This is a genomic window from Streptomyces sp. NPDC030838, from assembly GCF_055572035.1.
The window spans coordinates 548,447-571,884 of the sequence record NZ_JBVIED010000002.1; the positions used below are offsets into that span (position 1 = coordinate 548,447).

Sequence of the window (23,438 nt, forward strand, 5' to 3'; positions counted from 1 at the left end):
AGTGCCCGACCCGGAGACGACCCGGAAAGAACCCGCAGACGCCGAGAGGCGGCCACCCCGAAGGGTGACCGCCTCCCAGTTCAAGCGACTCGCTTACTGGTTGTACGGACCGTAGTCGTAGTCCTCCAGCGGAACGGCCTGGCCGGAGCCCGTGCCGAACGGCGAGTAGTCGATGTCGTCGTAGCCGACGGCCGAGTACATCGCGGCCTTGGCCTCCTCGGTCGGCTCGACCCGGATGTTGCGGTAGCGGGACAGACCCGTACCGGCCGGGATGAGCTTACCGATGATGACGTTCTCCTTGAGGCCGATGAGGCTGTCGGACTTGGCGTTGATCGCCGCGTCCGTCAGGACTCGGGTCGTCTCCTGGAAGGAGGCGGCCGACAGCCAGGACTCCGTCGCCAGCGAGGCCTTGGTGATACCCATCAGCTGCGGACGACCGGAGGCCGGGTGACCGCCCTCCTGGACCACACGACGGTTCTCGGTCTCGAACTTCGAGCGCTCGACCAGCTCGCCGGGCAGCAGCTCGGCGTCGCCGGACTCGATGATCGTCACGCGGCGGAGCATCTGCCGGATGATGATCTCGATGTGCTTGTCGTGGATCGACACACCCTGCGAGTTGTACACCTTCTGGACCTCGCCGACCAGGTGGACCTGGACGGCACGCTGGCCCAGGATGCGCAGCACGTCGTGCGGGTTGGTGGCACCCACGGTGAGCTTCTGGCCCACCTCGACGTGCTCGCCCTCGCTGACCAGGAGTCGGGCGCGCTTCGAGATCGGGTAGGCCGTCTCGTCGCTGCCGTCGTCCGGCGTGATGACGATCTTCTTGGTCTTCTCCGTCTCCTCGATGCGAACGCGACCGCTCGCCTCGGAGATCGGAGCCACACCCTTCGGGGTACGGGCCTCGAAGAGCTCGACGACACGCGGCAGACCCTGGGTGATGTCGTCACCGGCCACACCACCGGTGTGGAAGGTACGCATCGTCAGCTGGGTACCGGGCTCACCGATGGACTGGGCGGCGATGATGCCGACCGCCTCACCGATGTCGACCAGCTTGCCGGTGGCCAGCGAACGGCCGTAGCACATGGCGCAGGTGCCGACCGCGGACTCACAGGTCAGGACCGAGCGGGTCTTGACCTCGGACACGCCGTTGAGGATCAGCTCGTCGATGAGCACGTCGCCCAGGTCGGTACCGGCCGGGGCCAGCACCTTGCCATCCACGACGATGTCCTCGGCGAGGCAGCGCGCGTACACGGACGTCTCGACGTTCTCCGCCTTGATGAGCGAACCGTCGGCGCCGCGCTCGGCGATGTGCAGCCGCAGACCGCGCTCGGTGCCGCAGTCCTCCTCGCGGATGATGACGTCCTGGGAGACGTCGACCAGACGACGGGTGAGGTAACCCGAGTCGGCGGTACGCAGAGCGGTGTCGGCGAGACCCTTACGGGCACCGTGCGTGGAGATGAAGTACTCCAGCACGGAGAGACCCTCACGGAACGACGCCTTGATGGGCCGCGGGATGGTCTCGTTCTTCGCGTTCGACACCAGACCACGCATACCGGCGATCTGACGCATCTGCATCATGTTTCCTCGGGCACCCGAGTTGACCATCATGAAGATCGGGTTGGTCTTCGGGAAGTTGCCCGTCATGGCCTCGGCCACGTCGTTGGTGGCCTTGGTCCAGATCGCGATGAGCTCCTGGGTCCGCTCGTCCTTCGTGATCAGACCGCGCTCGTACTGCTTCTGGACCTTCTCGTCCTGCGCCTCGTAGCCGCGGACGATCTCCTTCTTCGCCTCGGGAACGACGACGTCGGAGATGGCCACGGTGACACCGGAACGGGTGGCCCAGTAGAAGCCGGCCGCCTTCAGGTTGTCGAGCGTCGCCGCCACGATGACCTTCGGGTAGCGCTCCGCCAGGTCGTTGACGATCTGGGAGAGCTGCTTCTTGCCGACCTCGTAGTCGACGAACGGGTAGTCCTCGGGCAGCAGCTCGTTGAAGAGCGCGCGGCCCAGCGTGGTCTTCAGGGTGAAGCTGTCACCCTGCTGCCACTCCGGCTCGCCCTCCTCGCGTACCGGCGGCTCCCAGCCCCGCGGCGGGATGGTGCCCACCGGGAAGCGGATGTCGACCGGCGCCTGCAGCGACAGCTCGCCGGCGTCGAACGCCATGATCGCCTCGGCGACCGAGGAGAACGGACGGTCGGCGCCCTTGATGTCGCGGCCCTCGGCGTCCGTGGTGAGGAAGTACAGACCCAGCACCATGTCCTGGGTCGGCATCGTCACCGGACGGCCGTCGGCGGGCTTGAGGATGTTGTTCGAGGACAGCATCAGGATGCGGGCCTCGGCCTGCGCCTCCGCGGACAGCGGCAGGTGGACGGCCATCTGGTCACCGTCGAAGTCCGCGTTGAACGCGGTGCAGACGAGCGGGTGGATCTGGATGGCCTTGCCCTCGACCAGCTGCGGCTCGAAGGCCTGGATGCCGAGGCGGTGCAGGGTGGGCGCACGGTTCAGCAGAACCGGGTGCTCCGCGATGACCTCTTCGAGGACGTCGTACACGACCGTGCGGCCGCGCTCGACCATGCGCTTCGCCGACTTGATGTTCTGCGCGTGGTTCAGGTCGACCAGGCGCTTCATCACGAACGGCTTGAAGAGCTCCAGCGCCATCGCCTTCGGCAGACCGCACTGGTGCAGCTTCAGCTGCGGACCGACGACGATCACGGAACGCGCGGAGTAGTCCACACGCTTACCGAGCAGGTTCTGACGGAAGCGACCCTGCTTACCCTTCAGCATGTCGCTGAGGGACTTCAGCGGGCGGTTGCCGGGACCGGTGACCGGACGGCCACGACGGCCGTTGTCGAACAGCGCGTCGACGGCCTCCTGAAGCATGCGCTTCTCGTTGTTCACGATGATCTCGGGCGCACCGAGGTCGAGAAGGCGCTTCAGACGGTTGTTCCGGTTGATGACACGGCGGTACAGGTCGTTCAGGTCGGAGGTCGCGAAGCGGCCACCGTCCAGCTGCACCATCGGACGCAGGTCCGGCGGGATGACCGGCACGCAGTCGAGCACCATGCCCTTGGGGCTGTTGCTGGTCTGCAGGAACGCGGAGACGACCTTCAGGCGCTTGAGCGCACGGGTCTTCTTCTGGCCCTTGCCGGTACGGATGATCTCGCGGAGCTTCTCGGCCTCCTCCTCGAGGTCGAAGGACTCCAGGCGCTTCTGCAGCGCCGCGGCACCCATCGAACCGTCGAAGTACGTGCCGAAGCGGTCACGCAGCTCGCGGTAGAGCAGCTCGTCGCCCTCGAGGTCCTGGACCTTGAGGTTCTTGAACCGGTTCCACACCTCGTCGAGGCGGTCGATCTCGCGCTGCGCACGGTCGCGCAGCTGCTTCATCTCACGCTCGGCACCCTCGCGCACCTTGCGGCGCACATCGGCCTTGGCGCCCTCGGCCTCCAGCTCGGCCAGGTCGGCCTCGAGCTTCTTGGCGCGGGCCTCCAGGTCGGCGTCGCGGCGCTGCTCGATCTGCTGGCGCTCGACGGAGACGTGGGCCTCCAGCGAGGGCAGGTCGCGGGTACGGCGCTCCTCGTCGACGTACGTGATCATGTACGCCGCGAAGTAGATGACCTTCTCCAGGTCCTTCGGAGCGAGGTCGAGCAGGTAGCCGAGGCGCGACGGGACGCCCTTGAAGTACCAGATGTGCGTGACGGGAGCGGCCAGCTCGATGTGGCCCATCCGCTCACGGCGCACCTTGGCGCGGGTGACCTCGACGCCACAGCGCTCGCAGATGATGCCCTTGAAGCGGACGCGCTTGTACTTGCCGCAGTAGCACTCCCAGTCCCGGGTCGGACCGAAGATCTTCTCGCAGAAGAGTCCGTCCTTTTCGGGCTTCAGGGTGCGGTAGTTGATGGTCTCCGGCTTCTTGACCTCGCCGTGGCTCCACTGACGGATGTCGTCAGCGGTGGCCAGACCGATCCGGAGCTCGTCGAAGAAGTTGACGTCGAGCACTATGCGTCAATCCCTCTCAGGGTTGTAAGTCTTGGGGTCTGAAACGGGGGTCCTGGGGCCGGCCGGGGGACCATCACTGGTCCCCCCACCGGACTCCCGTCAGACCTCTTCGACGCTGCTCGGCTCGCGCCGGGACAGGTCGATGCCGAGCTCCTCCGCAGCGCGGAAGACGTCCTCGTCGGTGTCGCGCATCTCGATGGACATACCGTCGCTGGACAGCACCTCCACGTTCAGGCAGAGCGACTGCATCTCCTTGATGAGCACCTTGAAGGACTCGGGGATGCCGGGCTCGGGGATGTTCTCGCCCTTGACGATGGCCTCGTAGACCTTCACGCGGCCGGTGACGTCGTCGGACTTGATGGTCAGCAGCTCCTGGAGGGCGTAGGCGGCGCCGTACGCCTCGAGTGCCCACACCTCCATCTCGCCGAACCGCTGGCCACCGAACTGGGCCTTACCACCCAGCGGCTGCTGGGTGATCATCGAGTACGGACCGGTCGAGCGGGCGTGCAGCTTGTCGTCGACCAGGTGGTGCAGCTTCAGGATGTACATGTAGCCGACCGAGATCGGGTCCGGGAACGGCTCACCGCTACGGCCGTCGAACAGCCGCGCCTTGCCGGACGGGAGCACCATGCGCTCGCCGTCGCGGTTCGGGATGGTGTGCTGCAGCAGACCCGCCAGCTCGTCCTCACGCGCACCGTCGAAGACCGGGGTGGCGACGTTGGTGCCGGGGGCGACCTGGTCGGCACCGATGGCCTGCAGGCGCTGGGCCCACTCGTCGGCGAGACCGGAGACGTCCCAGCCGCGGCTGGCGAGCCAGCCGAGGTGGATCTCCAGAACCTGTCCCGGGTTCATTCGGGACGGCACACCCAGCGGGTTGAGGATGATGTCGACCGGGGTGCCGTCCTCCAGGAACGGCATGTCCTCGATCGGCAGGATCTTCGAGATGACGCCCTTGTTGCCGTGGCGGCCGGCGAGCTTGTCACCATCGGTGATCTTGCGCTTCTGTGCGACGTAGACGCGGACCAGCTGGTTCACGCCCGGCGGAAGCTCGTCGCCCTCCTCGCGGTCGAAGACGCGGACGCCGATGACCTTGCCGGTCTCGCCGTGCGGCACCTTCAGCGAGGTGTCACGGACCTCACGGGCCTTCTCACCGAAGATCGCGCGCAGCAGGCGCTCCTCCGGCGTCAGCTCCGTCTCACCCTTGGGCGTGACCTTGCCGACGAGGATGTCACCGGCGATGACCTCGGCACCGATGCGGATGATGCCGCGCTCGTCGAGGTCGGCGAGGACCTCCTCGGAGACGTTCGGGATGTCCCGGGTGATCTCCTCGGGGCCGAGCTTGGTGTCACGGGCGTCGACCTCGTGCTCCTCGATGTGGATCGAGGAGAGGACGTCGTCCTGCACGAGGCGCTGCGACAGGATGATCGCGTCCTCGTAGTTGTGACCCTCCCACGGCATGAACGCCACGAGCAGGTTCTTGCCCAGCGCCATCTCGCCGTTCTGGGTGGCCGGACCGTCGGCGAGGACCTGGCCCTCGACGACCCGGTCGCCCTCGTTGACGATGACCTTCTGGTTGACCGAGGTGCCCTGGTTGGAGCGGGCGAACTTGGCCAGGCGGTACGTGATGTACGTGCCGTCGTCGTTGGCGGTGGTGATGTAGTCCGCGGAGACCTCCTGGACCACACCGGCCTTCTCGGCCTTGACCACGTCGCCGGCGTCGACGGCGGAGCGGTACTCCATGCCGGTGCCGACGAGCGGGGACTCCGCCTGGATCAGCGGAACGGCCTGGCGCATCATGTTCGCGCCCATGAGGGCACGGTTGGCGTCGTCGTGCTCGAGGAAGGGGATCATGGCGGTCGCGACCGACACCATCTGGCGCGGCGAGACGTCCATGTAGTCCACGTCCTCGGGGGCGACGTAGTCGACCTCGCCGCCACGACGGCGGACCAGCACGCGGGCCTCGGCGAACCGGAGCTCGTCGGTCAGCGGCGCGTTGGCCTGCGCGATGACGAAGCGGTCTTCCTCGTCGGCGGTGAGGTAGTTGACCTCGTCCGTGACCTGGCCGTCGATCACCTTGCGGTACGGCGTCTCGACGAAACCGAACGCGTTGACGCGCCCGTAGGTGGCGAGCGAGCCGATCAGACCGATGTTCGGGCCTTCAGGGGTCTCGATCGGGCACATACGGCCGTAGTGCGACGGGTGCACGTCACGGACCTCGAAGCCGGCCCGCTCACGGGACAGACCACCCGGGCCGAGCGCGGACAGACGACGCTTGTGCGTCAGCCCGGACAGCGGGTTGTTCTGGTCCATGAACTGGGACAGCTGGCTGGTGCCGAAGAACTCCTTGATGGAGGCGACGACCGGCCGGATGTTGATCAGGGTCTGCGGCGTGATCGCCTCGACGTCCTGGGTCGTCATACGCTCGCGGACGACGCGCTCCATACGCGCCAGACCCGTACGGACCTGGTTCTGGATGAGCTCGCCGACGCTGCGCAGACGACGGTTGCCGAAGTGGTCGATGTCGTCGGTCTCGACGACGACCGTCTCGCCGCTGTCGCCGACCGTCTCGGTCTCGCCGGCGTGCAGCTTCACCAGGTACTTGATCGTCGCGATGACGTCCTCGACGGTCAGGATGCCCGCGTCGAGCGGAGCGTCCGCACCCAGCTTCTTGTTGACCTTGTAGCGGCCGACCTTGGCGAGGTCGTAGCGCTTCGGGTTGAAGTAGAGGTTCTCGAGCAGCGTCTGCGCGGCCTCACGGGTGGGGGGCTCGCCCGGACGCAGCTTGCGGTAGATGTCGAGCAGCGCGTCGTCCTGGCCCTGGGTGTGGTCCTTCTCCAGGGTGGCGCGCATGGACTCGTACTCGCCGAACTCCTCGAGGATCTGCTCGGTCGTCCAGCCGAGCGCCTTCAGGAGGACGGTCACGGACTGCTTGCGCTTGCGGTCGATACGGACACCGACCATGTCGCGCTTGTCGATCTCCATCTCCAGCCAGGCACCCCGGGACGGGATGATCTTGGCGGAGAAGATGTCCTTGTCGGACGTCTTGTCGATGGTGGAGTCGAAGTAGACACCCGGCGAACGGACCAGCTGCGACACCACGACACGCTCGGTGCCGTTGATGACGAAGGTGCCCTTGTTGGTCATGAGCGGGAAGTCGCCCATGAAGACCGTCTGGGACTTGATCTCGCCGGTCTCGTTGTTGGTGAACTCGGCCGTGACGAAGAGCGGCGCGGCGTACGTGAAGTCGCGCTCCTTGCACTCGTCGATCGAGTTCTTCGGCGGCTCGAAGCGGTGGTCGCGGAAGGTCAGCGACATCGACCCGCTGAAGTCCTCGATCGGGGAGATCTCCTCGAAGATCTCCTCCAGACCGGACTTGGTGGGGACGTCCTGACCGTTCTCGAGAGCCTCCTCGACGCGAGCCTTCCACGCGTCGTTGCCGAGCAGCCAGTCGAAGCTCTCGGTCTGGAGCGCGAGAAGGTTCGGAACCTCGAGGGGCTCCTTGATCTTTGCAAAGGAGATGCGCAGCGGGGCGGTGCTGGCGCCGTTGTTCGTATTCGCGGTCGAGGCAGTGCGCGAGGCGGCCAAGAGGGGGTCCTTCCGAGGGCTCGGACTCACTACGCGCGTACCGGCCCCTCTCCCAGGCGCGAGACTTCAATCCCCAGGTCAGAGGAGATGTGGTCGCCGGTGCTCGGGTGAGGGCAGACCCCTGGTGACGGGCAGGGGACAGCTAACAGGCAGCGCAAAGGGTCAGTGTAGCCACACGGCACACTGATGTCCAGTCCCACTTTTCGGAGACCCTTGTGTTCTCAACGCCTGCGCCATGCCTGCCCTCAACGCACGTTGATACTGCCCTCTTCGTCGTCGATCCATGCCTCGGATTCGGACCGTTGTGACGACGCGTCCTGAGAATTGCGCGCTGCGTGCGGTTCGTCAAGGCCCCCCTGGCCGGAACCAGGTGCTCCGGAGACACGACGAAGATCACCTTACCCCCCGCCACGAGCGGCGCAAGGCAACCGCGGCCTCCCCCCTGAGAACGCCGAAGAGCGACCACCCGGATGGATGATCGCTCTTCGGTGCGTTCGCGTTACAGCCCTAGGAGGCTGTGCTCAGCGCGCAGGAGTGCGGTGCGGCCCGCAGAGGTCTTACTTGACCTCGACGGAGGCGCCGGCGCCCTCGAGGGCCTCCTTGGCCTTGTCCGCGGCCTCCTTGTTGACCTTCTCGAGAACCGGCTTCGGGGTGCCGTCGACCAGGTCCTTGGCCTCCTTCAGGCCGAGGGAGGTCAGCTCGCGCACGACCTTGATGACCTGGATCTTCTTGTCGCCGGCGCCGGTGAGGATGACGTCGAACTCGTCCTTCTCCTCGACGGCCTCGGCGGCAGCGCCACCGGCGGCACCGCCGGCCATGACGACCGGCGCGGCAGCGGCGGCGGTGACGTCGAACTTCTCCTCGAAGGCCTTCACGAACTCGGAGAGCTCGATGAGGGTCATCTCCTCGAACTGGGCAAGCAGCTCGTCCTGGGTGAGCTTCGCCATGATGGCGGTCCTTCCACTCAATCGGCAGGTGCCGGATGTACTGGGTGAGGCGGGCGTACGTTCGGGCCCGCTGCGACCCTTGCCGCGCTCAGGCGGCGAGGATCAGAAAGCGAGCCGAATTACTCGGCACCGCCCTGCTCGTCCTGCTTGGCACGGAGCGCGTCCACGGTGCGGACGAGCTTCGAGGGCAGGGCCTGGAAGACGGAGGCAGCCTGGGACTGCTTCCCCTTGAAGGCACCGGCCAGCTTGGACAGCAGAACCTCGCGGGACTCGAGGTCCGCAAGCTTCTTGATCTCGTCGGCGGACAGCGCCTTGCCTTCAAGGACACCGCCCTTGATGACGAGATTCGGGTTCTCCTTGGCGAAGTCACGGAGACCCTTCGCCGACTCCACCGGGTCACCGGTGACGAAGGCGACCGCCGTCGGACCGTTGAACAGGTCGTCCAGCGTCGTGATCCCGGCCTCGTTGGCCGCAATCTTGGTCAGCGTGTTCTTCACCACGGCGTACTGGGCGTTCTCACCGAGCGAACGACGCAGCGTCTTGAGCTGCGCCACGGTGAGACCGCGGTACTCGGTCAGCACAGCGGCGTTGGAGTTGCGGAACTGCTCCGTCAACTCGGCAACCGCGGCAGCCTTGTCGGGCCTCGCCATGAGCCTCGGCCTCCTTCCGGGTGATTCGGACCGCGCGGACCCGAAGGAGGACTGGGGAAAACGAAACGCCCCGGCGCAGGCGCACGGGGCGTAGCTCGACCAGACGGATTCCGTACGGGCGGAACCGGTCCGGGAGCACTTCCACTGTCACCTGCGCGGGTCGTCCGCAGTTCAGCGGATCCTTCGGCCACCGAGCCCTCTTGCGAGCGCACGGCAACGACCAGCGGTCTTTGGCTTCTGTAGGAGAGTACGGGACCGGGTCGCCGTGAAGCAAATCCGGGCAAACGCTCAGACGCCGGAGCCGGACTCACCCAACTCGCCGAGCTCCTTGAGCATCTCGAGCAGGTCGAAGGTCTCACCGGCCGGCGGCACCTGGACCTCGGCCTTGGCGCCGTAGTCGGAGAACTTCATCCCCATGTCGATGGCGCCCTGGGGCGTCTCGACGGTGATGTCCATACGGACCGGCAGGTCGTCCTCGTTGACCCACACCTCGGTGTCGTAGCCCTTGATGCCGGCCTTCTCCATGTTCTCGAAGGCCTGCTCGCGCTCCTCCGGCTTGAGGAGTTCCAGGCTCTTGTTGTCCGCCATCATCTCCTTGACGGTGAGCGTGCCCTTGTAGCGCTCGGTCTCGACGCCGTCGACCTTCTCGCTGCCGACGTGCTTGAGGTTGGGCGACTCCAGGAGCATGGCGAGCTGCTCGGCGGGGTTCTGGTTCATGTCCGCCAGCCCGGCGGTCATCTGCTTGGCCAGCTCCTCGTCACCCGAGGCCTTCGCGGCGGCCCCCAGGTCGAGCTTCATCCAGCGCTTGCCGTCCATGTCCTTGGCGGCCTCCGCCCCCATGTCCATGTACATGACGTCGTCGCGCCAGATCATGCGGACCTGCTCCGGGGCGTCCGGGTCGCTCGCCATCATGGAGCCCGTCACCGTCAGGTCCATGACGGTCGGGTCCCAGCCCATCACACCGGTCATGGTCGCGTCGCCGCCGCCGCCCATGACGGCCGGCATCGACATGGTCATCTCGACCTTCGCGGACTTGGCCTCGGCGGTCTTCTCGTACGCCGCGGTCAGCACCTGCTGGACGGTCCGCTCGGGCGCCGCGCCGTCCTTCTTCTCGGCACCGCAGCCGACGGCACCGCCGGCCAGCACCAGCGCCGATATCCCGGCGAGCGTCGCCCCGCCCCGCGTGCGTACGGAAAGCCCCATCATTCCCCCCAAGGAACACAAGGATCAGATTGAACAGATTGTCGAATACGAAACAAGCGCTGTGAGCTTAACCCAGGGGCTTCCCGGGCCTCCCCCGAATTCCCGGCCGGAAGCCGCTGCGGGGTTCCCTGCGGAAGCCGCTGCGGGCGAAACAGGGACGGGCCCCGCACCCAGGGAGGGTGCGGGGCCCGTGAACCGGTTGGGTGAGCCTCAGGCTCAGACCGCGGCCGGGTCCTCCTCGACGAGGAGGTTGCGGGTGCGGTTCGGGTCGACCGGGATGCCGGGGCCCATCGTGGTGGTGATGGCGGCCTTCTTGATGTAGCGACCCTTGGCGGCGGACGGCTTCAGACGGAGGATCTCCTCCAGGGCCGCGCCGTAGTTCTCCACCAGCTTGGCGTCGTCGAACGACGTCTTGCCGATGATGAAGTGCAGGTTCGCGTGCTTGTCGACACGGAACTCGATCTTGCCGCCCTTGATGTCGGTGACAGCCTTGGCGACGTCCGGGGTCACGGTGCCGGTCTTCGGGTTCGGCATCAGACCACGGGGACCGAGCACGCGGCCGAGGCGGCCGACCTTGCCCATGAGGTCCGGGGTGGCGACGACGGCGTCGAAGTCCAGACGGCCCTTCGCCACCTCGTCGATCAGCTCGTCGGCGCCGACGATGTCGGCGCCCGCGGCACGCGCGGCCTCGGCACGGTCACCGGTCGCGAAGACCAGGACCCGGGCGGTCTTACCGGTGCCGTGCGGGAGGTTCACGGTGCCACGGACCATCTGGTCGGCCTTGCGCGGGTCGACACCCAGACGGAAGGCGACCTCGACGGTGCCGTCGAACTTGGTCGTGGAGGTCTCCTTGGCGAGACGGACGGCCTCGAGGGGAGCGTAGAGCTTCTCCCGGTCGACCTTGGCGTCCGCAGCGCGGAGAGACTTGCTGCGCTTGCTCACTTAAAGCTCCTGTTGAGTCTTAGGAGTCGTGGTCCGGGCCGAGCAGGCCCTTCCACACTTCTGCTGGTCTACGAAGGTGAGGGTCAGCCCTCGACCGTGACGCCCATGGAACGGGCGGTGCCGGCGATGATCTTCTCGGCGGCGTCCAGGTCGTTGGCGTTGAGGTCGGGCATCTTGGTGGTGGCGATCTCGCGGACCTGCTCGCGGGTGATCTTCGCGACCTTGGTCTTGTGCGGCTCGCCGGAGCCCTTCTCCACGCCCGCGGCCTTGAGGATCATCTTCGCGGCCGGCGGGGTCTTGGTGATGAAGGTGAAGGAACGGTCCTCGTAGACCGTGATCTCCACCGGGATGACCCAACCGCGCTGCGACTCGGTCGCGGCGTTGTAGGCCTTGCAGAACTCCATGATGTTGACGCCGTGCTGACCCAGCGCGGGGCCGACCGGCGGGGCCGGGTTGGCGGCACCGGCCTGGATCTGGAGCTTGATGAGCCCCGTGACCTTCTTCTTCTTGGGAGGCATGTGCTCTCTCCGGGTCCTAGTGAGAGTTTTTTTCGCCGTCCGGTCCGGATCATCCGGATGGAGGCATACCGCACAACGATAACGGCTCGGTGTGCGAGTCCTGAAATCGATCAGGTCAACCCTGGTCAGCGGCTCCGTCGGCGGCTCCGTCCGCGGCCTGCTCGGCGGCTCTCCTCCGGCGCAGCTTCACCGTCCAGGCGACCACTCCGACCAGCCCGGCCAGGGCCGGTACGGCGGTGGTGACGACCAGGAAGGTCCCCTGGCCGCCGGACACGTCGCCCGCCCGGGCGACCTGCCGGGGATCACCGGGCCGGTAGACGATCTCCAGCCGGTCGCCGTCGTCGTACTTCTTGGTCTTCGTGCCCACCGGCAGCTCGGTCCGCACCGTCGTCCCGCCGGCCGTGAACTCCACCCGGCAGCCGCCCAGCATGCAGGGTGAGCCCCCGCGGTAGGTCGCGACCGCGCGTCTGCCGTCCTTCTCCAGGTCCTGGAAGTGCAGGGCGGCGGGCAGCGTCACGAAGACCGTCAGGGCCGTGAAGAACAGCGCGACGCCCGCGCAGATCCACCGGAACACGACGGGCTCGAGACGGCTCGCGCGCTCCGGCGACACCGCGGGCGTCGCCCAGTACTCCGCGGCACCGGTGTCCCGGGCCACGGGAGGACTCAGTTCTTCTGGATCTGGTCGAAGGAGAGCTCGACCGGCGTCTCGCGGCCGAAGATCTCGACCAGGCCCTTGACCTTCTTGGAGTCGGGGTTGATCTCGTTGATGGTGGCCTGGAGCGTGGCGAACGGGCCGTCGGTGACGGTGACCGAGTCGCCGACCTCGAAGTCCAGCACCTGGACCTCGACCTTGCGCTGCGGCGCCGGCTTGCCCTCGGCCTCGGCGGCCTCGCGGGCGGCCTTCTCCTCGGCCTCCGGGGCGAGCATCTTGACGATCTCGTCCAGGGTCAGCGGGTACGGGTCGTAGGCGTTGCCCACGAAGCCGGTGACGCCGGGGGTGTTGCGGACGACGCCCCAGGACTCGTTCGTCAGGTCCATGCGCACCAGGACGTAGCCGGGGAGCTTGTTCTGGCGGATGGTCTTGCGGTCGCCGTTCTTGATCTGGACGACCTCTTCCTGCGGCACCTCGGCCTGGAAGATGTAGTCCTCGACGTTCAGCGAGACGGCGCGCTGCTCCAGGTTGGTCTTCACGCGGTTCTCGTAACCGGCGTAGGTGTGGATCACGTACCACTCGCCGGGCAGGGTGCGCAGCTCCTGACGGAGCTTCTCGACCGGGTCGAGCTCGGGCTCCTCCTCGGCCTCCTCGGCCTCGCCGGCGTCCGCGGTCTCGTCCTCGTCGGTCACCTCGAGGGCGGCCTCCTCGGCCGGCTCCTCCGCCTCGGCGTCGGCAGCCTCGACCTCGTCCAGGTCCTCGTCCGCGCCCTCGACGATGTCGAGCTCGTCATCCACGGACGCATCCGGCTCGATGGCGTCGTTCACGTTCGGGTCAGACACGGTGGCTGCTTCTTCCTGGATACATACGGGTGGAACACGCGAAAGGGGCGCCAGTGACGGCGCCCTTCGCTCTTGGCTCAGCCGAAGACGTACTTGGCTGCGTGGTCGAGCCCATAGTCAATCACGGTGACCAGGCCGATCATGATGACGACGAAGACGATCACGACGGTCGTGTACGTCGTCAGCTGGCCGCGCGTCGGCCAGACGACCTTGCGGAGTTCCGCGACGATCTGGCGATAGAAGAGTGCGAGCCGCTTCAGCGGGCCCTTCTTCGCGCGTTTGCCGCCCTTGCGGGTCTTCTTCTTCGACTCGGGCGCCTCGTCCTGGGCATCAGGCGTGTCGATGGAGCCCACGGCGTCCGTCATAGTCCTCACCTGATCCCGGGTCGTGGCCGTGCCGCGCCCGGTCTGAGCCGCACGGCGGTGCATTGCTGTACGTACCTGCGCACACATCCTGGCGGTGTGTGTAGCAGGGCCGGAGGGACTTGAACCCCCAACCGCCGGTTTTGGAGACCGGTGCTCTACCAATTGAGCTACGACCCTTTGTCTGTCCCCCAACGTACCGCATCCGACCGGGTGCTCGGTGTGCACCGGACGAGTGGCGGCTTGCGAGGGCCAACGAGGTGAGAGTGTACGTGGTCCGGGGCCGGGCGTCGAACAGAAAGCGCCCGTGGAGGGCGCCGGCGACGCAAGATCGCCGGGAAAACTCCGAGAAGTCGGCGGGAAAACGCCGGAAGATCACCAGGCCACCGGGTGGATCCGTACGGGTGTTCAGAGGTTTGCCCGGTCATGTTCAGTCCGTGAAACCCGTGTGCCGGGCAGGTTTCCGGTCTGAAACGATGGCCCCATGAGCGCTGCAACCCCTCCCACCGAGCGCCGGGTCTCCGCCCGAGTCGGCGCGATCTCCGAGTCCGCCACCCTCGCCGTGGACGCCAAGGCCAAGGCCCTCAAGGCCGCCGGGCGTCCGGTGATCGGCTTCGGCGCCGGTGAGCCCGACTTCCCGACGCCGGACTACATCGTCGAGGCCGCGATCGAGGCCTGCAAGAACCCGAAGTACCACCGCTACACCCCGGCCGGCGGCCTGCCCGAGCTGAAGGCCGCGATCGCCGAGAAGACGCTGCGCGACTCCGGCTACGAGGTCGACCCGTCGCAGGTGCTGGTCACCAACGGCGGCAAGCAGGCGATCTACGAGGCGTTCGCCGCGATCCTCGACCCGGGCGACGAGGTCATCGTCCCGGCCCCGTACTGGACCACGTACCCGGAGTCGATCCGGCTGGCCGGCGGTGTCCCGGTGGAGGTCGTCGCCGACGAGACCACCGGCTACCGGGTGAGCGTGGAGCAGCTGGAGGCGGCCCGCACGGAGAAGACGAAGGTCGTGCTCTTCGTCTCCCCGTCGAACCCGACCGGCGCGGTCTACAGCCAGGCCGAGGCCGAGGCGATCGGCCGCTGGGCCGTCGAGCACGGCCTGTGGGTGCTCACCGACGAGATCTACGAGCACCTGGTCTACGGCGACGCGACGTTCACCTCGCTGCCCGCGCTCCTGCCCGAGCTGCGCGACAAGTGCATCGTCGTCAACGGTGTCGCCAAGACGTACGCCATGACCGGCTGGCGGGTCGGGTGGATCATCGGCCCGAAGGACGTCGTCAAGGCCGCGACGAACCTCCAGTCGCACGCCACGTCGAACGTGTCCAACGTGGCGCAGGTCGCCGCCCTCGCCGCGGTCTCCGGTGACCTCGACGCGGTCGCCAAGATGCGCGAGGCCTTCGACCGCCGCCGCAAGACCATCGTGCGGATGCTGAACGAGATCGACGGCGTGGTCTGCCCGGAGCCGGAGGGCGCCTTCTACGCCTACCCGTCGGTGAAGGGCCTGCTCGGCAAGGAGATCCGCGGCAAGCGCCCGCAGAGCTCGGTCGAGCTGGCCGCGCTGATCCTGGACGAGGCCGAGGTCGCCGTGGTGCCGGGCGAGGCGTTCGGTACGCCGGGCTATCTGCGGCTTTCGTACGCGCTGGGCGACGAGGACTTGGTCGAGGGCGTGTCGCGGATCCAGAAGCTGCTGGCGGAGGCGCGGGACTGACGTCCGCCTTCTGTGGGGGGCGCTCACCGGCTTCGGTGGGCGCCCCCCTTCGTTTGTGCGAGCAAGACCACGATCGGGGAACGGGCTACCGGGGGGCCGGGGGCGTACGGCAGGATCTGGGAATGGAGCGCGTACGTGATCTCTCTGAGCTGCCGAAAGCCCATCTGCACCTGCACTTCACCGGCTCGATGCGGCCGGGCACCCTGCTGGAGCTGGCCGACAAGTACGGCGTCCGACTGCCGGAGGCGCTGACCGAGGCGCTGGTGAGCGGGGAGCCGCCGAGACTGCGCGCGACCGACGAGCGGGGCTGGTTCCGGTTCCAGCGGCTGTACGACGCGGCCCGCTCGTGTCTGCGCGCGCCGGAGGACATCCAGCGGCTGGTGCGGGAGGCGGCGGAGGAGGACCTGAAGGACGGCTCCGGGTGGCTGGAGATCCAGGTGGATCCCACGTCGTACGCCCCGCGGCTGGGCGGGCTGATCCCGGCGCTGGAGGTCATCCTGGACGCGGTGGACGCGGCCGTGCGGGAGACGGGCCTGGGAATGCGGGTGCTGGTCGCCGCCAACCGGATGAAGCATCCGCTGGACGCGCGGACGCTGGCGCGGCTGGCGGTGCGCTACGCCGACCGGGGCGTCGTCGGGTTCGGTCTGTCGAACGACGAGCGGCGGGGCATGGCCCGGGACTTCGACCGGGCGTTCGCGATCGCACGGGACGGGGGGCTGCTGTCGGCGCCGCACGGCGGTGAGCTGACCGGGCCGGCGTCGGTGCGCGACTGTCTGGACGACCTGCACGCGAACCGGATCGGGCACGGGGTGCGAGCGGCGGAGGACGCCCGGCTGCTGAAGCGGCTGGCGGACCGGCAGGTGACGTGCGAGGTGTGCCCCACGTCGAACGTGGCGCTGGGCGTGTACGAGAAGCCGGAGGACGTGCCGCTGCGGACGCTGTTCGAGGCGGGGGTGCCGATGGCGCTGGGCGCGGACGACCCGTTGCTCTTCGGCTCCCGCCTGGCGGCGCAGTACGAGATCGCCCGCGAGCATCACGGCTTCACGGACGCGGAGCTGGCCGAGCTGGCCCGGCAGTCGATCCGGGCCTCGGTGGCGCCGGAGGGGGTGAAGGCGGAGCTGCTGGCGGGGGTGGACCGGTGGCTGAACGCGCCGGTGTGAGGGCGGCCGAGGGGTGGCCGTCGGGGAGGCGGTGCGAGGGGCAGCCGTAAGAGGCTGACGTGGGGGCGGCCGTCAGAGGCTGACGCCCACCGTCACCGGCTCGTTGACCAGCGTGATCCCGAACGCCTCGCGGACCCCGGCGACCACCTCGCGGGCGAGGGCGAGCAGGTCCTCCGTGGTCGCGTCGCCGCGGTTGGTGAGGGCGAGGGTGTGCTTGGTGGAGATGCGGGCCGGTCCGGTGCCGTAGCCCTTGGTGAAGCCCGCCTTGTCGATCAGCCAGGCCGCGGAGGTCTTGGTGTGCCCCTCCCCCGCCGGGTACGCGGGCGGCTCCGCGCCGTCGCCCAGCCGCTCCCGCACGCGCGCGTGGAAGGCGGCGAACTGCGCGTCCGTGAGGATCGGGTTGGTGAAGAACGAGCCGGCGGACCAGGTGTCGTGGTCCTCGGGGTCGAGGACCATGCCCTTGCCCGCGCGCAGCTTCAGCACCGTCTCGCGGGCGTCCGCGAGCGGCACCCGGTCGCCGGGCTCGACGCCGAGGGCGCGGGCCGTCTCGGCGTACTTGATCGGCGCGGAGAGGCCGTCGGCGTCCTCCAGCCGGAAGCGGACGCGCAGCACGACATAGCGCTCGGGGTCGGACTTGAAGCGGCTGTGGCGGTAGCTGAAGGCGCACTCCTCGTTCGCCAGCGTCACCGTCTCGCCGTTCCGCCGGTCGTAGGCGATCACCTCGGTGATCGTCGAGGACACCTCCTGGCCGTACGCCCCCACGTTCTGGATCGGCGTCGCGCCCGCCGAGCCGGGGATGCCGGCGAGGCATTCGATGCCCGCGAGGCCGGCCTCCACGGTGCGGGCGACCGCGTCGGTCCAGACCTCGCCCGCGGCCAGCTCCAGGCTGGTGCCGTCGAGTGTGAGGCCGCGCGTGGCGATGCGCAGGGCGGTGCCGTCGAAGCCCTTGTCGCCGATGACCAGGTTGGAGCCGCCGCCGATCAGCAGCAGGGGCGTCCCGGTGGCGTCGGCCTCGCGGACGGCGGCGATCACCTCGGCGTCGGTCTCCGCGGTGACCAGGCGGGTGGCGGGGCCGCCCAGCCGGAAGGTGGTCAGCGGGGCGAGGGGGGCGTCGTGGAGTTCCAGCACGGGCTCAAGACTACGAGACGGCACTGACAGCCCCGGCGCGTGTCCGGCATCCGCCTCACGCGCGCGCGTACGGCCCCGCCGGGATGGGCGGGGCCGTACGCGCGCGTGCGTCTCAGGTCAGGCGACGGGACGCTTCGGTCCAGTCGAGCGGGAGTTCGTCACCGGGCACCGCCCAAGTCGCGAACTTCACGTCCTTCATCTCGGCGGCGAGGCTCCGGGAGGTCGGGCCGTGGGTGCCGGAGCGGGCGAAGTTCTTGAGGGCGGCGGGCGACTCCCAGGCGGAGAGCGTCCAGAAGGTCCGCTTCAGCGGCTCGGCCTTCAGGGTGGCCCCGTAGGCGCCGGGCGCGCGGCTCACCTGCCGCCACACTCCCGGCGTACGGAGGAGGAACTTGAGCGCTCCCCACAGGGTGCGGGTCTCGAAGCGGGAGGCGAAGACGTGGGCCTCGGCGCCCTGCGGCGCGGTGCCGGCCACGGTCCAGGGAAGGGTGGGCATGCCGGACTCCTCTCGGCGGGTCAGCGGGACGCGGTCTGGAGGGTCTTGGCCGGGGCGGATTCGGCCGGGGCGGCCGCCTGCGGGACGGCCCGGCGGCGGGACGGCACCAGCAGCGCCGCGACACCGGCCAGCGCCACCGCGCCCGCGCCGACGGCGACCGCGGGCCGCAGTCCGTCGACGAAGGCCTGCGCGGACTCGTAGCCGCCCTGGGCGGTGAAGACGGACGACATGACCGCGATGCCGAGCGCCCCGCCGACCTCGCGCAGCGCGTTGTTGGCGCCGGAGGCGATGCCCTGCTCCTTGACGGCCACGCTGGACATGACCAGGGCGGAGGCGGGGGCGAAGTACAGGGCCATGCCGATGCCGCCGAGGATCAGTCCGGGCAGCTGGGAGGCGTAGGACGCGTCGGCGGTCGCCACGGCGGCGAGGTAGCCGAGGCCGGCCGCCTGGAGGAAGAGTCCGACGGCGACGATCGGGCGGCCGCCGATCCGGTCGGAGAGGACGCCGGCGATCGGCGCGACCACCATCGGCATGGCGGTCCACGGCAGCATCCGCAGCCCGGCCTCGGTGGGCGAGTAGCCGAGCACGCCCTGCATGTACTGGCTGAGCAGGAAGATCGAGCCGAACATGCCCAGGAACATCAGCAGGCCGGCCGCGTTGATGCCGGCGAAGGCGCGGGAGCGGAACAGCCGCATCGGCAGCATGGGGTTGCGGGCGCGGATGCCGTGCGCGACGAACGCGGCGAGCAGGACGGCGCCCCCGACCAGGGCGGCCAGGACGGGCGCGCCGCTCCAGCCGTCGACCGGACCGCGCACCAGCCCGTAGACGATCCCGAAGAGTCCGCCGCTGGCCAGCAGGGTGCCGGGGATGTCGAGCGGGGTGCCGGCGCCGTACGACTCGGACAGGCGCAGGCGGGCCAGCGGGATCAGCGCGATGCCGAGCGGCACGTTCAGCCAGAAGATCCACTGCCAGGAGATGTGCTCGGTGAGGGTGCCGCCGATCAGCGGTCCGGAGGCGACCGCGAGCCCGTTGACGGCTCCCCAGATGCCGTACGCCATCCCGCGCTTCTCGGCGGGGACGGCGGCCGTCAGCAGGGTCAGCGTCAGCGGCATCATGACGGCCGCTCCGACGCCCTGCACCGCGCGGGCGGCGATCAGGGAGTCGATGCCGGGCGCCAGGGCCGCGGCGGCGGACGCTGCGGTGAAGACGGCGAGACCGGCGACGAAGAGCCGGCGGCGGCCGAAGCGGTCGCCGAGTGCCGCACCGGACATCAGGAGCACGGCGAAGGTGAGCGTGTAGGCGCTCACAGTCCACTCCAGATCGTGCAGCGCGCCGCCGAGGTCCTGGCGGATGGAGGGCAGTGCGGTGGTGACGACGAGGTTGTCGAGAGCCGCCATGAATCCGGCGACCCCGGTGATCAGGAGGGCCCAGAGGGCTCCCCCGCGCGGTGCGGTCTGCTGTGACATCGCTCCCCCAAGCGTGATGTGAGCATGTGCTGTGACATTGGTTAGTTATTGCTGACTAACTTTCGCGGGCATGAAACGGCACCGCAGAGACGGGCGACGCCCCTAGTCGGTCGCTTCCTTGACCTTGGCGGAGTCGTAGAACCCCTCCCACACCCGGTGTCCGGGCGGAAAGCCCATCGCCGTGAGGGTGTTGACGAGCATTCCGTACGCCAGGAAGGTGGTGGTCTCGCTGACGTCCGCCCCCAGGGGCAGATGCACGGTGTCCCACAGCTCCATCCAGCCGCGGCGGACCATCTCGCCGAACTCGTGGTCCCCGGCCGCCTCGGCGGCGGCCACCGCGACATAGGTCTGCAACTGCATCCGCAGCCGCTCCGGCTCCTCGGCGAGCAGCCGGGTGTACGCCTCGGCCATGGCGTGCAGGGCCTCTTCGCCCTTCAGGTCGCCCGCAGCGTCCCCGAAGAGCCGGCACATGTCCTCCAGGCAGCGCTGGGCCGCCGCGAGGAAGATCGCCTTCTTGCCGGGGAAAAGCCGGAAGAGGTACGGCTGCGAGACACCCACACGCTTGGCGATCGCCTCGGTGGAGGTGCCGTGGTAGCCGCTCCGCGCGAACTCGGTGATCGCCGCGCGGATGACGCTTTCGCGCCGCTCTTCTGCGCTCATCCTGGCCATGCAATGAAGTTAGTGCCCAATCACTAACTTCGTCAAGGGGATGGCACGGGTAAGGAGCGCACGAGTGAGGGGCGCCCCACGGGTAAGGGGCGCCCGTCCTGGCGAGCGCCCCTTACACCGTCACACCTGCCTACCCGGGTGGTCAGGCCAGCCGTACGACCGCGCGCGACATGCCGAGCACCTTCTGCCCGGCGCTGGTCGCGGTCAGGTCGACGCGCACCGTGTTGTCGTCGAGCTTGGCGGCGACCTTGCCGCTGACCTCGATGGTCGCGCCCTGGTCGTCGTTCGGGACGACGACGGGCTTGGTGAAGCGGACGCCGTACTCGACGACCGCGCCCGGGTCGCCGACCCAGTCGGTGACCACGCGGATCGCCTCGGCCATGGTGAACATGCCGTGCGCGATCACGTCCGGCAGGCCGACCTCCTTGGCGAACTTCTCGTTCCAGTGGATCGGGTTGAAGTCGCCGGAGGCGCCCGCGTACTGCACGAGTGTGGCGCGGGTCACCGGGAAGGTCCGCGCGGGCAGTTCGGTGCCGACCTCGACGTCGGCGTACGCGATGGTCGCGGTCATCTTGCTCACGCCTCCTCGGCCGCGCGGGCCACGAGCTTGGTCCAGGCGGTCACGACGTGCTCACCGGCCTCGTCGTGGACCTCGCCGCGGATGTCCAGGATGTCGTTGCCCGCCATCGACTTGATCGACTCGATGGTCGAGGTGACGGACAGCCGGTCGCCGGCGCGCACCGGGCGGCTGTAGGCGAACTTCTGGTCGCCGTGCACCACGCGGCTGTAGTCCAGGCCCAGCTGGGGGTCGGCGACGACCTGTCCCGCGGCCTTGAAAGTGATGGCGAACACAAAGGTCGGCGGGGCGATCACATCGGGGTGGCCGAGCGCCTTGGCGGCCTCCTGGTCCGTGTAGGCCGGGTTGGCGTCTCCCACCGCCTCCGCGAACTCCCGGATCTTCTCTCGGCCCACCTCGTAGGGCTCGGTGGGCGGGTAGGTCCGCCCCACGAAGGACTGGTCGAGCGCCATGGCTCGGCACCTCCTGGTGTCTGCTGTGGTTGACCGGTGAAACGGATCGGCCCGGGCGGCCGAAAACGCCACGAGGCCGCCCCCCGGAACTGCGGGGGCGGCCTCGTGAACGAGCCTTTTTATCGCGTCTCGCGGTGCGCGGTGTGCGCGTTGCAACGCGGGCAGTGCTTCTTCATCTCCAGACGATCCGGGTTGTTACGCCGGTTCTTCTTGGTGATGTAGTTCCGCTCCTTGCACTCCACGCAGGCCAGCGTGATCTTCGGGCGGACGTCGGTGGCAGCCACGTGAGTGCTCCTAAGACGAACGGGTGGACTAATTCAACGCAAGAAAGAGTAGCCGATCGAAGGACCGACCCCGCAATCGGCTACTGTCAGTAGCGGTGACCGGACTTGAACCGGTGACACAGCGATTATGAGCCGCTTGCTCTACCGACTGAGCTACACCGCTGCGATGCGATCGGGCCCCGCCTTGCGGCGGGAACCTCTCACATCAGAGCCCCAAAACGGAATCGAACCGTTGACCTTCTCCTTACCATGGAGACGCTCTGCCGACTGAGCTATTGGGGCGAGCGATGAAGACATTACACGGTTGCCCGCCGTTCGCCCAAATCCGTTTCCGGACCCCCGCCCGGGGGCATGCCGCAGGCCTCCCCGAGGCCCCGCGCGGCGCTCCCGTCCGAGGGACCACACCGGTACGACTATTGCGCTCCTCCCTGCCCGAGCAGGGCCGCCGTCCTACGCTCGACTCACTCTGTGTGATCTTGTGCCGCCCCGGGCACAGCCCTCGAGCCACTGGAGCGCGATGCCCGACAGCCAGCCGCAGCCGCCCCGTTCGTCGTCGTCCCCCCTGGACTCCCCGGGACCGGCCGACGGGGCCCTGCTGCTGTGCGGGGCGCGGCTGACCGACGGCCGCACGGTCGACGTACGGCTGAGCGGCGGGCGTATCGAGGCGGTCGGCACGGCCGGCAGCCTGGGCGGCACGCGCGTGTGTGGCGCCCGCGTGGACCTGGACGGGTATCTGCTGGTGCCGGCCCCCGCCGAGCCGCACGCCCACGCGGACACCGCGCTCTCCGCCGACGGCGGCGGACCGGTCTCCCACGACCCCCGGGACGTCCAGCGCCGGGCCACGGAGGCCGCTCTGCTGCAACTCGGGCACGGGGCGACCGCGCTGCGGGCACACGTCCGCGTGGGGGACGTCCAGGGGCTGGGCTCGCTCGGTGCGGTGCTGGGCGCGCGGCGTGCGCTGCGGGGATTCGCCGAGCTGACGACAGTGGCGATGCCCCGGGTGCTGACCGGGGTGGCCGGGGCGGACGGGCTCGCCATGCTGCGCGACGCCATGAAAATGGGCGCCTCCGTGGTCGGCGGCTGTCCCGACGCGGACCCCGACCCCACGGGCTATGTGGAGGCCGTCCTGGAGGTCGCCTCGGAGCACGGCTGCCCCGTCGACCTGCACACCGACGCCACGGACCCGGCGCGCCTGGCCCGGCTGGCCGCCATGGCGGGCGGCCTGCGCCCCGGCGTGACCATCGGGCCGTGCGCCGGTCTCGCGCGCCTCCCCGCCCACCTGGCCTCCCGCACGGCGGACCAGCTCGCCGCGGCGGGAGTGACGGTCGTGTGCCTGCCCCAGGGCGGCTGCGGGGGCGTGGACGGGCGCGGCACGGCGCCGGTACGGCTGCTGCGCTCCGCCGGCGTACGGGTCGCCGCCGGGAGCGGCGCGCTGCGGGACGTGTCCAACCCCGTCGGCCGCGGGGACCCCCTGGAGGCGGCCTACCTCCTGGCCTCCCGCCACGGCCTGACCCCCGAGGACGCCTACGACGCCGTCAGCGCGTCCGCGCGCGCGGCGCTGGGCCTGCCCGCGGTCCGCGTGGAGGCCGGTTTCCCGGCGGAGCTCCTGGCGCTGCGCGGCGAACGGCTGGCCGCCGCCCTCTCGCTGGCGTACAGCCGCATCGTGGTGCACCAGGGGCGCGTGGTGGCGCGGACGAGCGCGGTGCGGGAGTACCGCGACTCGGCGGCGGCCGCGGAGCTGGGGCTGCCGCGGCAGGGGCGGGGGGAGCTTTCCTGAGCTGCGGGGCCCGAGGTCGGGATGTGA

General features: G+C 68.9%; 20 protein-coding genes and 3 tRNA genes. 3 read left to right on the forward strand and 20 right to left on the reverse strand.

Annotation, left to right across the window (positions count from 1 at the left end):
• Positions 1-93: 93 nt before the first annotated feature.
• From ACZ42A_RS09595 to ACZ42A_RS09645, 11 genes are all read right to left on the reverse strand, one after another.
• Positions 94-3,993, reverse strand: coding sequence for a DNA-directed RNA polymerase subunit beta' (locus ACZ42A_RS09595; RefSeq protein ID WP_468526592.1), 3,900 nt, complete (start codon positions 3,991-3,993; stop codon positions 94-96).
• Between the two features lie 99 nt (positions 3,994-4,092).
• On the reverse strand, positions 4,093-7,578 hold the full coding sequence (rpoB, locus tag ACZ42A_RS09600; RefSeq protein ID WP_468526593.1) for a DNA-directed RNA polymerase subunit beta: 3,486 nt from the start codon (positions 7,576-7,578) through the stop codon (positions 4,093-4,095).
• A 557-nt stretch (positions 7,579-8,135) separates the two neighbouring features.
• The gene (gene rplL / locus ACZ42A_RS09605) at positions 8,136-8,525 is read right to left on the reverse strand and encodes a 50S ribosomal protein L7/L12 (RefSeq protein WP_260826813.1); all 390 of its coding nucleotides are present in this window, start codon (positions 8,523-8,525) and stop codon (positions 8,136-8,138) included.
• 119 nt (positions 8,526-8,644) lie between these two features.
• On the reverse strand, positions 8,645-9,175 hold the full coding sequence (rplJ, locus tag ACZ42A_RS09610; RefSeq protein ID WP_468526594.1) for a 50S ribosomal protein L10: 531 nt from the start codon (positions 9,173-9,175) through the stop codon (positions 8,645-8,647).
• Between the two features lie 288 nt (positions 9,176-9,463).
• On the reverse strand, positions 9,464-10,378 hold the full coding sequence (locus ACZ42A_RS09615; protein ID WP_468526779.1) for an SCO4651 family lipoprotein: 915 nt from the start codon (positions 10,376-10,378) through the stop codon (positions 9,464-9,466).
• 216 nt (positions 10,379-10,594) lie between these two features.
• A complete protein-coding gene (gene rplA / locus ACZ42A_RS09620) occupies positions 10,595-11,320 on the reverse strand; it encodes a 50S ribosomal protein L1 (RefSeq protein WP_468526595.1) in 726 nt (241 codons plus the stop codon).
• Positions 11,321-11,403: 83 nt separating this feature from the next.
• Positions 11,404-11,838 carry a 50S ribosomal protein L11 gene (rplK, locus tag ACZ42A_RS09625; RefSeq protein WP_019525223.1) on the reverse strand — a complete coding sequence of 145 codons (435 nt, stop codon included), beginning with the start codon at positions 11,836-11,838 and terminating at the stop codon, positions 11,404-11,406.
• Between the two features lie 115 nt (positions 11,839-11,953).
• The gene (locus ACZ42A_RS09630) at positions 11,954-12,493 is read right to left on the reverse strand and encodes a hypothetical protein (protein ID WP_468526596.1); all 540 of its coding nucleotides are present in this window, start codon (positions 12,491-12,493) and stop codon (positions 11,954-11,956) included.
• An 8-nt stretch (positions 12,494-12,501) separates the two neighbouring features.
• Complete coding sequence (gene nusG / locus ACZ42A_RS09635) at positions 12,502-13,332, reverse strand: transcription termination/antitermination protein NusG (protein WP_468526597.1); 831 nt, start codon at positions 13,330-13,332, stop codon at positions 12,502-12,504.
• Between the two features lie 77 nt (positions 13,333-13,409).
• A complete protein-coding gene (gene secE, locus ACZ42A_RS09640; RefSeq protein ID WP_468526598.1) occupies positions 13,410-13,697 on the reverse strand; it encodes a preprotein translocase subunit SecE in 288 nt (95 codons plus the stop codon).
• 104 nt (positions 13,698-13,801) lie between these two features.
• Positions 13,802-13,874, reverse strand: a tRNA-Trp gene (locus tag ACZ42A_RS09645).
• A gap of 304 nt (positions 13,875-14,178) precedes the next feature.
• On the opposite strand from ACZ42A_RS09645, the gene ACZ42A_RS09650 reads away from it, so the two are divergent.
• Both ACZ42A_RS09650 and ACZ42A_RS09655 read left to right on the forward strand, forming a co-directional pair.
• Positions 14,179-15,405, forward strand: coding sequence for a pyridoxal phosphate-dependent aminotransferase (locus ACZ42A_RS09650; RefSeq protein ID WP_468526599.1), 1,227 nt, complete (start codon positions 14,179-14,181; stop codon positions 15,403-15,405).
• A gap of 122 nt (positions 15,406-15,527) precedes the next feature.
• The gene (locus ACZ42A_RS09655) at positions 15,528-16,565 is read left to right on the forward strand and encodes an adenosine deaminase (protein WP_468526600.1); all 1,038 of its coding nucleotides are present in this window, start codon (positions 15,528-15,530) and stop codon (positions 16,563-16,565) included.
• Positions 16,566-16,637: 72 nt separating this feature from the next.
• Here the strand turns inward: ACZ42A_RS09655 and ACZ42A_RS09660 are convergent, their stop codons facing one another.
• The 9 genes from ACZ42A_RS09660 to ACZ42A_RS09700 all read right to left on the reverse strand — a co-directional run bounded on the left by ACZ42A_RS09660 (position 16,638) and on the right by ACZ42A_RS09700 (position 21,916).
• Positions 16,638-17,693: a UDP-N-acetylmuramate dehydrogenase gene (locus tag ACZ42A_RS09660; protein ID WP_468526601.1), complete on the reverse strand. Its 1,056-nt coding sequence runs from the start codon at positions 17,691-17,693 to the stop codon at positions 16,638-16,640.
• Positions 17,694-17,805: 112 nt separating this feature from the next.
• Positions 17,806-18,186, reverse strand: coding sequence for a DUF3291 domain-containing protein (locus ACZ42A_RS09665; RefSeq protein ID WP_468526602.1), 381 nt, complete (start codon positions 18,184-18,186; stop codon positions 17,806-17,808).
• Positions 18,187-18,206: 20 nt separating this feature from the next.
• A complete protein-coding gene (locus ACZ42A_RS09670; RefSeq protein WP_468526603.1) occupies positions 18,207-19,652 on the reverse strand; it encodes a DHA2 family efflux MFS transporter permease subunit in 1,446 nt (481 codons plus the stop codon).
• A 102-nt stretch (positions 19,653-19,754) separates the two neighbouring features.
• A complete protein-coding gene (locus ACZ42A_RS09675; RefSeq protein ID WP_468526604.1) occupies positions 19,755-20,321 on the reverse strand; it encodes a TetR/AcrR family transcriptional regulator in 567 nt (188 codons plus the stop codon).
• 142 nt (positions 20,322-20,463) lie between these two features.
• On the reverse strand, positions 20,464-20,892 hold the full coding sequence (locus ACZ42A_RS09680; protein ID WP_468526780.1) for a MaoC family dehydratase: 429 nt from the start codon (positions 20,890-20,892) through the stop codon (positions 20,464-20,466).
• A 5-nt stretch (positions 20,893-20,897) separates the two neighbouring features.
• Positions 20,898-21,350 carry an FAS1-like dehydratase domain-containing protein gene (locus ACZ42A_RS09685; protein ID WP_468526605.1) on the reverse strand — a complete coding sequence of 151 codons (453 nt, stop codon included), beginning with the start codon at positions 21,348-21,350 and terminating at the stop codon, positions 20,898-20,900.
• Between the two features lie 119 nt (positions 21,351-21,469).
• Positions 21,470-21,634 (reverse strand): 50S ribosomal protein L33, encoded by a 165-nt coding sequence (gene rpmG, locus ACZ42A_RS09690; protein WP_003948671.1) that lies wholly within the window; start codon positions 21,632-21,634, stop codon positions 21,470-21,472.
• 90 nt (positions 21,635-21,724) lie between these two features.
• Positions 21,725-21,797: transfer RNA gene (locus ACZ42A_RS09695), tRNA-Met, on the reverse strand.
• 46 nt (positions 21,798-21,843) lie between these two features.
• A tRNA-Thr gene (locus ACZ42A_RS09700) sits at positions 21,844-21,916 on the reverse strand.
• A 235-nt stretch (positions 21,917-22,151) separates the two neighbouring features.
• Here ACZ42A_RS09700 and ACZ42A_RS09705 point away from each other — a divergent pair.
• Positions 22,152-23,411: an amidohydrolase family protein gene (locus tag ACZ42A_RS09705; protein ID WP_468526606.1), complete on the forward strand. Its 1,260-nt coding sequence runs from the start codon at positions 22,152-22,154 to the stop codon at positions 23,409-23,411.
• Positions 23,412-23,438 lie beyond the last annotated feature (27 nt).